The 11,812-nt window shown below is 71.5% G+C and carries 11 protein-coding genes; 8 read left to right on the forward strand and 3 right to left on the reverse strand.

All coding sequences use genetic code 11. From position 1 onward, the window contains the following. Positions 1–25 precede the first annotated feature (25 nt). Positions 26–754, reverse strand: coding sequence for an amino acid ABC transporter ATP-binding protein (locus JJ691_RS49495; protein WP_211772229.1), 729 nt, complete (start codon positions 752–754; stop codon positions 26–28). Between the two features lie 390 nt (positions 755–1,144). Between JJ691_RS49495 and JJ691_RS49500 the strand changes: the two genes are divergently transcribed. Next, positions 1,145–1,843: a response regulator transcription factor gene (locus JJ691_RS49500; RefSeq protein ID WP_211766287.1), complete on the forward strand. Its 699-nt coding sequence runs from the start codon at positions 1,145–1,147 to the stop codon at positions 1,841–1,843. A 1-nt stretch (position 1,844) separates the two neighbouring features. Next, positions 1,845–3,248: a sensor histidine kinase gene (locus JJ691_RS49505; protein WP_211766288.1), complete on the forward strand. Its 1,404-nt coding sequence runs from the start codon at positions 1,845–1,847 to the stop codon at positions 3,246–3,248. A 58-nt stretch (positions 3,249–3,306) separates the two neighbouring features. Here JJ691_RS49505 and JJ691_RS49510 read toward each other — a convergent pair whose 3' ends face one another. Continuing rightward, on the reverse strand, positions 3,307–4,260 hold the full coding sequence (locus JJ691_RS49510) for a TAXI family TRAP transporter solute-binding subunit (RefSeq protein WP_249227535.1): 954 nt from the start codon (positions 4,258–4,260) through the stop codon (positions 3,307–3,309). 30 nt (positions 4,261–4,290) lie between these two features. Between JJ691_RS49510 and miaB the strand changes: the two genes are divergently transcribed. Both miaB and JJ691_RS49520 read left to right on the forward strand, forming a co-directional pair. Beyond that, a complete protein-coding gene (gene miaB / locus JJ691_RS49515) occupies positions 4,291–5,790 on the forward strand; it encodes a tRNA (N6-isopentenyl adenosine(37)-C2)-methylthiotransferase MiaB (protein ID WP_442912812.1) in 1,500 nt (499 codons plus the stop codon). Next, the gene (locus JJ691_RS49520) at positions 5,787–6,260 is read left to right on the forward strand and encodes an Rv2732c family membrane protein (protein WP_211766291.1); all 474 of its coding nucleotides are present in this window, start codon (positions 5,787–5,789) and stop codon (positions 6,258–6,260) included. The genes miaB and JJ691_RS49520 overlap by 4 nt, the downstream gene beginning before the upstream one ends. A 117-nt stretch (positions 6,261–6,377) precedes the next feature. On the opposite strand, the gene JJ691_RS49525 is transcribed toward JJ691_RS49520, so the two are convergent. Beyond that, positions 6,378–7,757, reverse strand: a complete 1,380-nt coding sequence (locus JJ691_RS49525; RefSeq protein ID WP_211766292.1) for a DUF349 domain-containing protein — start codon at positions 7,755–7,757, stop codon at positions 6,378–6,380. 174 nt (positions 7,758–7,931) lie between these two features. On the opposite strand from JJ691_RS49525, the gene JJ691_RS49530 reads away from it, so the two are divergent. The 4 genes from JJ691_RS49530 (at position 7,932) to JJ691_RS49545 (ending at position 11,376) form a co-directional block, all read left to right on the forward strand. Beyond that, a complete protein-coding gene (locus tag JJ691_RS49530) occupies positions 7,932–8,639 on the forward strand; it encodes a hypothetical protein (RefSeq protein ID WP_211766293.1) in 708 nt (235 codons plus the stop codon). A 2-nt stretch (positions 8,640–8,641) separates the two neighbouring features. Further along, complete coding sequence (miaA, locus tag JJ691_RS49535) at positions 8,642–9,535, forward strand: tRNA (adenosine(37)-N6)-dimethylallyltransferase MiaA (protein ID WP_211772231.1); 894 nt, start codon at positions 8,642–8,644, stop codon at positions 9,533–9,535. Positions 9,536–9,539: 4 nt separating this feature from the next. Beyond that, a complete protein-coding gene (dapF, locus tag JJ691_RS49540; RefSeq protein WP_211766294.1) occupies positions 9,540–10,355 on the forward strand; it encodes a diaminopimelate epimerase in 816 nt (271 codons plus the stop codon). A 268-nt stretch (positions 10,356–10,623) separates the two neighbouring features. Then, positions 10,624–11,376, forward strand: coding sequence for a class I SAM-dependent methyltransferase (locus tag JJ691_RS49545; RefSeq protein ID WP_211766295.1), 753 nt, complete (start codon positions 10,624–10,626; stop codon positions 11,374–11,376). The last annotated feature ends 436 nt before the right edge of the window (positions 11,377–11,812 follow it).

Below are 11,812 nucleotides of genomic sequence, written 5' to 3' on the forward strand. Positions count from 1 at the left end.
TCGTTCCTCTCGGGCAGTGGGCAAATCAGTGGCTGAGGATCTTGCCGAGGAAGTCGCGCGCCCGCTCGGACTTGGGCGCGGTGAAGAAGTCCTCGGTGGCGGCGTCCTCGACGATCTCGCCGTCGGCCATGAACACCACGCGGTCGGACGCGCGGCGGGCGAAGCCCATCTCGTGGGTGACCACGAGCATCGTCATGCCGTCGCGGGCCAGCGACGTCATCACGTCCAGCACCTCGTTGACGACCTCGGGGTCCAGCGCCGAGGTGGGCTCGTCGAACAGCATCACCTTGGGCTTCATGTTCAGCGCCCGGGCGATCGCGGCCCGCTGCTGCTGCCCGCCGGACAGCTGCGCGGGGTACTTGTCGGCCTGGTTGGCGATGCCGACCCGCTCCAGCAGTTCCATGCCGGTCTGGCGGGCCTGGGCCGAGGCGACGCCGCGCACCTTGACCGGCGCCAGCATCACGTTCTCGATGATCGTCTTGTGCGCGAACAGGTTGAACGACTGGAACACCATGCCCACGTCGGCCCGCAGCCGGGCCAGCGCCTTGCCCTCGGCCGGCACCGGCTGGCCGTCCACCTCGATGGCGCCGCTGTCGATCGGCTCCAGCCGGTTGATCGTGCGGCACAGCGTCGACTTGCCGGAGCCGGACGGGCCCAGCACCACGACGACCTGCCCCTTGGGCACCTCGAGGTCGATGGCCTTGAGCACGTGCAGCGGACCGAAGAACTTGTCCACGCCCGCCATCCTGATCATCGGCGGCGTCGCGCCGGCAGCAGACATCGATCCTCCAGCAACGCAAAGGGGGCGGGTGTTGGCGGAAACCTAGGGGCAGGCGTCAACACCAGTCCAGGCGGCTTGACCAAGACTTAGGGTTGCAGCTCCGTCACGCAGCCTAGCGGCCGTCCGACCCGGCTGTGACGGACGCTCGACATCGCCCGGCGTGTCCATAGTGGAGGAACGGGCCCGCCGGCCGGTCAATGGAGCGAGTGTAAAGACTCGGCAAACTCTTGACTGTCGAATCGATGGCGTTCACCCGTTCGGAGTAGTGACGTTCGAGACCCCCGCCGGACGTGTGACCCCAGCCACCTAGAGTTGTGGCCTACCCCGCCGCACGGTCGGGGCGGACACGGGGAGGTGCCACAGGTGCGGGTACTGCTCGTCGAGGACGACGACCGGGTCGCCGACGCGCTGCTGCCGGCCCTGGCCAGGCGGGGGCTCACGGTGGACCGGCTGGCCACCGGGCGGGGCGTGCTCGACCGGCTGGCCGGCGTCGACGTCGTGCTGCTGGACCTCGGCCTGCCCGACATCGACGGCATCACGCTGTGCCGCCAGGTCCGGGCGGCCAGCGACGTGGCGATCATCGTGGTGTCGGCCCGCGGCGAGGTGGACGACCGGATCCTCGGGCTGCACGCCGGGGCCGACGACTACCTGGTCAAGCCGTACGACGTGGGCGAGTTGGTGGCCCGCGTGCACGCGGTGCGCCGCCGGCGCGGCGACGCGGTGCCCGGGGCCGGCGGCGGCACCGCCGGCGTGGTGCAGGTCGGGGACGTGCACATCGACCTGGTGCGGCACCAGGTGACCGTGGCCGACGAGCCGATCACCCTGTCCCGCAAGGAGTTCCAGGTGCTGGCGCTGGTGGTCGGCGCGGGCGGCGCGGTGTGCACCCGGGAGCGGATCATCGCCGAGGTGTGGGGCCGCAGCTGGGCCGGCGCCAACCGGACGCTGGACGTGCACGTGGCCACACTGCGCACCAAGCTGGGCCGGCCGGCGCTGGTGGAGACGGTGCGCGGGGTCGGCTACCGGCTCACCGCCGACGGTCAGGCCGGGGCCGGGGCCGGCTGAGGTGCGCACCCGGCTGCTCGGCAGCTTCGTCACCGTCGTCGCGATCCTGATGCTGGGCCTGGGCATTCCGCTGGCCCTGACCTTCGCGCAGAACCTGCAGAGCGCGCTGTTCGTGGACCGGGCGGCCGACACCAGCCGGTACGCCTCGCTGTCGCAGCGGCAGCTGGAGCAGGGCGGCAAGGATCTGGGCCTGCAGGACCAGCTGACCAGCTACTACGACGTGTACGACGTCTCGGTCTCCGTGTTCGACCGCGGCGACCAGGATCCGAACGGCTCGTTCCGCGCGCTGGCCTCCTCCGGGTCCCGGATCGACCCGACCGACGCGATGGTGCGCGAGGACCTGGTCAACGCCCGCGCCGGCCGTGGCACCCAGCAGGAGACGCTGCTGATGCCCTGGAACGGCGCGCCGATGGTGGTCGCCGAGCCGGTGCTGATCAACGGCGAGGTGCGCGGAGTGGTCGTCACCTCCTCGCCGACCGAGCGCACCCGGACGCTGATCTGGCTGTCCTGGGCGGCGATCCTGGTCGGCGGCGTGCTCGCGGTCGGGCTGGCCGTGCTGGTGGCGCTGCCGCTGGTGCGCTGGATGCTGCGCCCGGTTCTGTTGCTGGACAACGCCACCGCCGCCCTGCTGCCGGCGATCGTCAACGGGCGCAAGGTGGATCCGGTCGGCAGCGACATCGGGCCGCCCGAGCTGCGCCGGCTCACCCGGTCCTTCGACCAGATGGCGGTCAGCGTCAGCGACGTGCTCGCCGCGCAGCGGGCCTTCGTCGCCGACGCCTCGCACCAGCTGCGCAATCCGTTGACCGCGCTGCGAATCCGGCTGTCCAATCTGGAGGGTCACGTCGATCCGGACGTGCAGGAGCAGCAGGCCGCCGCGCTGGAGGAGGCCGACCGGCTCAACCGGATCCTGGACGAGCTGCTGGCCATGGCCCGGGCCGAGTCCTCCAGCGTCGACCCCGTCCCGGTCGACGTGGACCAGGCCGTGGCCGCCCGGCTGCGGGCCTGGCAGGCGGTGGCCACCGCCAAGGGGGTGGCCCTCGTGCTGGACGGCGAGCCCGGCGGGACCGCGCTCGCGCCGCCGCGTGGCGTGGAGACCGTGCTGGACGCGTTGCTGGACAACGCCTTGAAGTTCACCGGCGACGACTCACTGGTGCGGGTCGAGGTGCACCGTCGGGACGGCCGGGTGCGGCTGGCCGTGCGCGACCACGGGCCGGGGCTGCAGCCGGAGGAGCTGGAACGGGCCACCGACCGGTTCTGGCGCAGCGCCGCCCACCAGAACGTGCGCGGCTCCGGCCTGGGGCTGGCCATCGTGCGGCTGGTCGTGGAACGGGTCGGCGGGACCGTCGAGCTGGACCTGCCCGAGGGCGGCGGCCTGCGGGTCGCCTTTGACCTGCCGGCGATCTAGACCAAGATCAAGGCGCGTTTCCTGACGTTCAACGTCAGGAATGCTCCTTTCCTGACGTTCAGACCTTCGCCGAGCGGTAGTACGCCAGCGCGCCGTCGTGCAGGGCGATCGGCGCGGACTCGATGGCCGACCGGGGGTCGATCAGCTGCGCCGCCAGCGACACCACCTGGTCCGAGTCGTTGGCCAGGTCGGGCTGGACGTCGAACAGGGTGCGCACCAGCGCCTCGGCCTCGTCGTCGGGCATGTTCTCGCGCACCATCAGCAGGTTGTGCACGGCCAGCGTGCTCACCGGCTTGCCGGTCTGGGCCAGCAGCGGGTACGAGGTCTGCGGCACCGTCTCCACGTTGTAGTAGCGCAGGCTCACGCTGTTGTCCTTGGTCAGGTCCAGCATCCGCAGCGTCACGTCGGGGTGGGACTTCATGGTCGCGGTGATGTCCGGCGTGGGCAGGCCGCCGGACCAGAACAGCGCGTCGCGCTGGCCGGCGACCAGGTAGCCCAGCGACTGGTGCAGGCTGTCCGTGAAGTACGTCGGGCCGGAGTCGGGCAGGCCGGCGGCCGCCAGCAGGTTCTGGGCCACGACCTTGACCCCGGAGTTCTCGCTGCCGATGGACACCGGACGGCCGCGCAGGTCGGCGAGCGTCTTGATCGGCGACTCGTTGCGCACCAGCACCTGGATGTAGTCGTCATAGATGCGGGCCAGCGCCCGCAGCCCCTTCGCGCCGTCCTTGGCCGCCGCGTCGGCGGCGACGAACGCGACGTCCGCGGTGTTGTTGTGCAGCTTGCCGAGGTTCTCCACCGAGCCGCTGGTCGTCAGCACCTTCTCGGCCACGCCGAGCCGGTCGCGCCAGGCGTCGGCCAGCTTGCCGCCCAGCGTGAAGTACACGCCGCCGGTGCCGCCGGTGGCCACCCGCAGCTGGACGCCGGACAGGCTGGATCCGCAGGCCGCCAGCGACGGCCCGGCCAGCGTCGCAGTGGCCCCTAGCACGATCAGGGCCCGTCGTGTCAGTGCCACCCGTCCATCCTGCCAGGAGGGGGTTCTACCCTGGGGGCCAGCGGTCGTCGGGAAGAGGTAGAAGCAGTGACACGGAGTTACGAGATTCGCACGTTCGGTTGCCAGATGAACGTGCACGACTCCGAGCGGCTGGCCGGCATGCTCGAGGACGCCGGCTACGCGCCCGTGCCCGAGGGCGACGCGCCCGACCTGGTCGTGTTCAACACGTGCGCGGTCCGCGAGAACGCCGACAACAAGCTGTACGGCACGCTCGGCCACATGCGGCCGCTCAAGACCGCCAACCCGGACATGCAGGTCGCGGTGGGCGGCTGCCTGGCCCAGAAGGACCGCGGCGCCATCGTCGAGCGGGCCCCGTGGGTGGACGTCGTGTTCGGCACCCACAACATCGGCTCGCTGCCCACGCTGCTGGAGCGGGCCCGGCACAACAACGAGGCCCAGGTCGAGATCCTGGAGTCGCTGGAGACCTTCCCGTCCACGCTGCCGGCCCGCCGCGACTCCGCCTACTCGGGCTGGGTGTCGATCTCCGTGGGCTGCAACAACACCTGCACCTTCTGCATCGTGCCCTCGCTGCGCGGCAAGGAGAAGGACCGCCGCCCCGGCGACGTGCTGGCCGAGGTTCAGGCCCTGGTCGACGAGGGCGTGCTGGAGGTGACCCTGCTCGGGCAGAACGTCAACTCCTACGGCGTCGAGTTCGGCGACCGGCTGGCCTTCGGCAAGCTGCTGCGCTCGGCCGGCCAGATCGACGGCCTGGAGCGGATCCGGTTCACCTCGCCGCACCCCAAGGACTTCACCGACGACGTGATCGCGGCGATGGCCGAGACACCGGCGGTCTGCCCCCAGCTGCACATGCCGCTGCAGTCCGGCTCGGACCGGCTGCTGAAGGAGATGCGCCGGTCCTACCGGACCGAGAAGTACCTGGGCATCCTGGACAAGGTGCGGGCCGCCATGCCCGACGCGGCGATCACCACCGACATCATCGTCGGCTTCCCCGGCGAGACCGAGGAGGACTTCCAGGGCACCCTGGACGTGGTGCGGCAGGCCCGGTTCGCCAGCGCCTTCACCTTCCAGTACTCCAAGCGCCCCGGCACGCCGGCCGCCGTGATGGACGGGCAGCTGCCCAAGCAGGTCGTGCAGGAGCGCTTCGACCGGCTGATCGCCGTGCAGGAGGAGAACTCCCTGGCCGGCAACCGCGAGCAGGTCGGCCGTGAGGTCGAGGTGCTGGTGGCCAGCGGGGAGGGCCGGCGGGACGGCGAGACGCAGCGGATGAGCGGCCGGGCCCGCGACGGCCGGCTCGTGCACTTCGCGGCCATGCCGGGGGTGCGCGCCGGCGACGTGGTGCGCACCGTCGTGACCTACGCCGCGCCGCACTACCTGGTCGCCGACGGCGCGCTCCTCAGCCACCGGCCGACCAGGGCGGGGGACAACACCGAGGCCGGTTTGCGGCCCAAGACCACGGGGGTCAGTCTGGGGCTGCCCTCGTTCGGCACGCCGGCCCCGCTCGCGCCGGCGGGAGGATGTGCGATCCAGTGACTGACGACTTGTCCGACCTCCAGGTCGAGGCGCCCGCGACGCCCCGCCGCCGGTTCCGGCAGATCGACCCGGGCGTGCGCGCCCTGGTCGTCGCCGTGTGCGTGATGCTGCTGCTGGTGGCCGCGCTGCTGCCCTGGGTCGAGGGCGCCACCGGCTGGCAGGTGCTGTTCGGCCTCGCGCCCAAGGGAATCGTGATCGGCCTGGTGCCGGAGCTGTTCGCCGTCTGCGCCATGGTCTTCGGCGTGCTGGTCTCCGGCGCGGCCCTGGTGACCCGTCTCTGGGCGCTGGCCTTCGCCGGTGCCGCCGGCTGCGGCTTCAGCACCCTGACCGCGCTGCTGGCCGTGTGGTCGCAGCAGGCCACCTCCAGCCACGAGCCGGGCCCCGGGCCGGGCCCCGGCATCATCCTCGGCCTGGTGACCCTGGTCGTGCTGACCTACCAGTGGATCAAGCTGACCTTCACCCGCGACTGAGGTTTGGGTGTCTCCAAGACCTGCAAACCCCGGGTAGTGGGGTCTTGGAGACACCCAAACCCCGAACACGACCTGGGCCCCGCCGGATGTTCCGGCGGGGCCCAGGTGTGTGCTGCCTCAGCGGGTGGCTACGGCCTGCTCGGCGGCGGCCAGCCACTCGCGCCACTGCGCCGCCTGCGCCTCGGCCTGCTCGGCGCGGCGCTTGTCGCCGGCCGACCGGGCCTTGGCCGCCTGGGCCTCGAACTGGTTGACGCGCTCACGGAACTGCGCCACCCGGGCCTCGGCCTCCGGGTCGGTGCGGCGCCACTGGGCGTCCACCGCGCCGCGGACCTTCTCCTCGACCGCCCGCAGCCGGCCCTCCAGCTCACGCACCCGCTCGCGCGGCACCTTGCCGACGTGGTCCCAGCGCTCCTGCAGCTTGTAGAGCGCGTTGCGGGCCGCCTCCAGGCCCGAGGCCGGGTCGATGCCCTCGGCCTCGGCCAGCAGCTCCTCCTTGAGCTTGGCGTTGTGGCCGAACTCGGCGTCTCGCTCGTCGAACGCCGACGAGCGGCGCGCGAAGAACTTGTCCTGCGCGGCCCGGAAGGCCTGCCACAGCGCGTCGTCGGACTCCTTGGGCGCGCGGCCGGCGGCCTTCCACTCGACCATCAGGTCCTTGTAGCGGCCCGCGGTGACGCCCCAGTCGTCCGACGAGGACAGCTCCTCGGCCTCGGCCACCAGCTCCTGCTTGCGCGTCTTGGCCGTCGCCCGCTGCCGGTCCAGGTCCGCGAAGTGCGCGCCCCGGCGGCGGTTGAAGGCGTCCCGCGCCTTGGAGAACCGGCGCCACAGCTGCTCGTCGGTCTTCCGGTCGACGCCGCGGATCGTCTTCCACTCGTCCAGGATGGCCCGCAGCCGGTCGCCGGCGGACTTCCACTGGGTCGACTCGTTGGCCAGCTGCTCGGCCTCCTCGACCAGCGTCTGCTTGCGGGCCGCCATCTCGGCGCGGGCCGCGTCGCGGGCCACCTTCGCCTTGTCCACGGCCTGCCCGGCGCTGGCGATCACGAAGTCCACCCGCGCCCGCAGCGCCGCCAGGTCGCCGACCACGGCGGCGTCGGCCAGGCCGTCGCGGACGTGCTTGGCGCTGGTCAGCGCCTGCTTCGGGTCGCCGGCGCCGGACTTCAGCCGGGCCTCCAGCAGCTCAACCTCGGTGCGCATGTCGTCGAAGCGACGGGCGAAGTGGGCCAGCCCCTCGGCCGGCTCGCCGGCCTGCCACGAGCCGACCTCGCGCTCGCCGTCCTCGACCTTGACGTACACCTTGCCGGCGTCGTCCACCCGGCCCCACCGGGTCGGATCGTCCGAGGCGACGGGCACCACAGGCGGCGAGGTCCCCACCGTGTCGGCCCCTCCCGAATCGGACTGGCCCGCCTCGGCCTGCGTCGCCGGGTTCGCCTGCTCCGCAGTCGCCTTGCCCGCGGTCACATGCACTGCCCCGTCCACCGGGGCCGTCTCCTGGTCCGTCATCGCCGGCTTCCTCCTCGCCTGCCACCATGAGCCCGCGCCGGGGCGCGAGCGCCCCGCACAGGCGGGGCCCAAACGGCCGGTACTCCGAACGCGTGGTCCGAATACCTTCGCCGGGCATTCAAACAGGTCAGGGCCCGGCTGTGTACTCCGAGTCGGCAGGTAGCGTGCCGTATCGTGATCGTAGGCGTCGCCGTGGTGCCCCATCCGCCCCTGCTGGTACCCGAACTGGTGGCCGGCGCGGTGGCCGAGACGGAGGCGGTCAGACGCGCCTGTCTGGCCGCGGGCAAGCGGCTTTCGGCCCTGAGCCGGCAGTGGCTGGCGATCGCCGGTGATCCCGGTTTCCACGGCTTGACCAGCGCCGATGCCGTCGGCACGTTCCGCGGCTACGGCGTCGACAAGATCGTTTCCCTGGCTGAGGACGGGGCGTCGGACGACGTCGATCCCGGGTTGCCGCTGCCCGTGTTGGTGGCCGGGTGGCTGCGGGAGCAGGCCGGCGCGGGCGAGGTCGTCGTGCAGACGATCGATCCTGTGGGTTCGGTGAACGACAGTCGACGAGTGGGTGAACGGCTGGCCCGGCAGGACCGCCCGGTCGGCCTGCTCGTGCTGGGCGACGGGTCGAGCCGGCACCCCGGGCCGTCCGGGCACCCCGATTCCCGGTCCGTGGCCTACGACGCCGGCGTCCGCGACGCGCTGGCGACCGCTGACGTGGACGCCCTGCTCGGTCTGGACGTCGAGTTGGGGGCCGAGCTGGACGTGTCCGGCCGGGCCGCGTGGCAGGCGTTGGCCGGGGCCGCCCTCGGGCAGTCGTGGCGGGCCGAGCTGCTGTACTCGGAGGCCCCGTTCGGCGTCGGCTACCACGTGGCCTGCTGGGAGCCGGCGTGAGCGTGCGCGCCATCGCGGTGGTCGGGCCGACCGCCGCCGGCAAGTCGGACCTGGGTGTGGAGCTGGCCCGGCGGTTCGGCGGCGAGGTGATCAACGCCGACGCCATGCAGCTGTACCGGGGGATGGACATCGGCACCGCCAAGCTGTCCGTGCCGGAGCGGCGGGGCGTGCCGCATCACCAGTTGGACGTGCTCGACGTCACCGAGACCGCGTCGGTCGCCGCCTACCAGCGGCAGACCCGGGAGCTGATGGAGCGGCTCATCGCCGCTGGCGTGGTGCCCGTGCTCGTCGGCGGCTCCGGGCTGTACGTGCAGGCCGTGCTCGACGAGCTGGAGTTCCCCGGCACCGATCCGGTGATCCGGTCCCGGCTGGAGGAGGAGCTGGCGGCGCTAGGTCCCGAACCGCTCCACGCCCGCCTAGCAACGCTAGACCCCATAGCGGCGACAGCGATCCTGCCGTCGAACGGCCGGCGCGTGGTGCGAGCCCTGGAAGTCATCGAGCTCACCGGCCGGCCGTTCTCCGCCACCATGCCCAAACGGGGGGAGGCTCGGTACGGGACCGTGCAGATCGGCGTCGACCGTGACGTCGCCGACCTGGACGCCCGTGTCGACCTCCGCGTGCAGCTGATGTTCGAGGCCGGGCTGGTCGACGAGGTCCGCGCACTGGAGGCTCTCGGCCTCCGGGACGGCCTCACGGCCTCTCGGGCCCTCGGCTACCAGCAGGTGCTCGCCCACCTCGACGGCGTCCATGACGTCGAGACCGCCGCCGCCGAGACCGCCCGCGCCACCCGTCGCTTCGTGCGGCGGCAGCGGTCCTGGTTCCGGCGTGATCAGCGCATCACCTGGTTCGACGGCGCTCGCCCCGACCTGGCCGAAGCCGTCGGCGCGATACTCTGAACGGGTGGGTATCGAGTTCGTCAAGGGACATGGCACCGAGAACGACTTCGTGCTGCTGCCTGATCCCGACGGCACGCTGGAGCTGACCGAGAGCCGCGTCCAGGCGCTGTGCGACCGCCGCCGCGGGCTCGGGGCCGACGGCGTGCTCCGGGTCGTGCCCAACAAGGTCTTCGCCGGCTCCGGCGAGGGCTGGTTCATGGACTACCGCAACGCCGACGGCTCCATCGCCGAGATGTGCGGCAACGGCGTCCGGGTCTTCGCCGCCTACCTCGTCGACGCCGGTCTCGCCGTCCCCGGCGAGTTCACCGTCGGCACCCGCGCCGGCGACCGTCCCGTCGTCGTGCACCCCGACGGCTCCGTCACCGTCCAGATGGGCCCCGCCCGCGTCACCGGACGCTCCACCGCCACCCTCGGCGGCGTCTCCTTCCCCGGCGTCGCCATCGACGTCGGCAACCCCCACCTCGTCTGCCTCACCGAGGTTCCCGTCGCTTCCCTCGACCTGACCGTCGCCCCCGGCCGGGACCAGTCCTTCTTCCCCCACGGCGTCAACGTCGAGTTCGTCAACCGCCTCTCCGACGACGCCCTGGCCATGCGCGTCCACGAACGCGGCGTCGGCGAGACCCGCTCCTGCGGCACCGGCACCGTCGCCACCGTCGCCGCCCACCTCCACCTCGCCGGCCACGCCACCGGCCGGGCCACCGTCTCCATCCCCGGCGGCCTCGTCACCGTCACCATCGGCGACGCCGAGAGCACCCTCACCGGCCCCGCCGTCCTCGTCGCCCGCGGCGAACTCAGCGACGCCTGGTGGTCCTCGCACTGACGGCTTGTCTCGCTTGAGGAACTGAGCGAGTCGCCCCCAGCTCGATCGTGGGGGAGAAGACCTTCTCGGGGCCGGTCCGGGGCGCGGTCGACCAGGCCGCCGGGCATTTCGCGGTCACCGACGGCGACCGGATCACGGTCGTCCACCTCGGCTGACGGCTCTTCGGACACCGCTCACCAAATTGCCATTGATAACGGTTGGGTCAAGGCGGACATCCATGTCGAAGGGGTGCACGTCTTAGGGGGCACACAGGGTGAGGGGGAATAACGTGACCAAGCAAGCCGATTTCTACGACGCGCCGGCGCACGACTATCTGCGTTATTGGGACGGCCGTGACTACGAGAACGCGGCCGAGCAGGCGGCGATCCGGCGACTGCTGCACGGCCGGCGTTTCGGGCACGCCGCCGATGTCGGTGGTGGCTATGGCCGGCTGTGCGTGCTGCTCCAGGAATTCGCCGACCGCGTCACCCTGGCCGAGCCCAGCAGTCGGCAGTTGGACATCGCCGCGACTTTTCTGGCCGACCATCCTCGAATTGAGCACCGCCAGATGCAGGCCGACGCGCTGGCGTTCGAGGACGGTTCGCTGGACCTGCTCACGATGATCCGCGTGATGCACCATCTGCCCGAACCCACCGCCGAGTTCGCCGAGATCACCCGGGTGCTGCGGCCCGGCGCCGCCGCCGTGATCGAGGTGGCCAACCTGGCCCACGCCCGCAACCGCGTGCGCTACCTGCTGAAGGGACGGCGGATCCCGCACCTGCCGGTCGACATCCGGTCCCCGGAGAACCGCCACGACGAGGAGATCGCCTTCGTCAACCACAATCCGCACACCGTCATCGAGCAGCTGGCCCGCGCCGGCCTGCGGACCGAAAGCATTCTCTCGGTGTCCAACCTGCGCAGCGGCGCCCTGAAAAAGGTGCTGTCGCACCGGGTCCACGTCGCCGCGGAGGTCGCCTCCCAGCGTGTTCTGGCCCGAACCTTCTTCGGCCCGAGCGTGTTCCTCCTCCTGCGCAAGGACTGATTCCGGCGGCGCGATGCGGCTATCCAGCAGCTTGGTGTCCTGGGTGCCGGTCACGCAGGGCATCGTGCCTCAGCACCGGCTGGAGTAGACGGAGTACACGCAGCTCGTCGACCTCGCGTTGGCCGTCGTGATCGCGACCGTGACTCCCGCTGCCGCGAGAATGAGAGGGACGATCACCGCAGTCCATATGAGAATGCGTCGAATGGAGTGCAGGACGACGAGCGTCTCGGTGATGGCCTGCGCGTTGGCCAACTCCACGGTGCCGGCCGAGGAAACGCGCTTGAGCGACGCTGTGACTAGGGAGGAAGTCCAGGAAGGCCCGGATTCTACTGTCGTCGGGGCTGCTGGTTCAAAGGCGGCCTGTTCGGGACTTGGCGTAGAAATGGCTACCTCCCTGGTGGTTCCGCAGCTAGTGGCAATCCAGCCTGCGGGGGTA

Origin of the sequence: Kutzneria sp. CA-103260, from assembly GCF_018263855.1 — a bacterium.
Classification (GTDB): domain Bacteria; phylum Actinomycetota; class Actinomycetes; order Mycobacteriales; family Pseudonocardiaceae; genus Kutzneria.

Coding starts and splice junctions, on each gene's coding strand:
- JJ691_RS49495 (WP_211772229.1), bottom strand. CDS start 754: ATGATCAGGATGGCGGGCGTGGACAAGTTCTTCGGTCCGCTGCACGTG.
- JJ691_RS49525 (WP_211766292.1), bottom strand. CDS start 7,757: ATGACGGACCAGGAGACGGCCCCGGTGGACGGGGCAGTGCATGTGACC.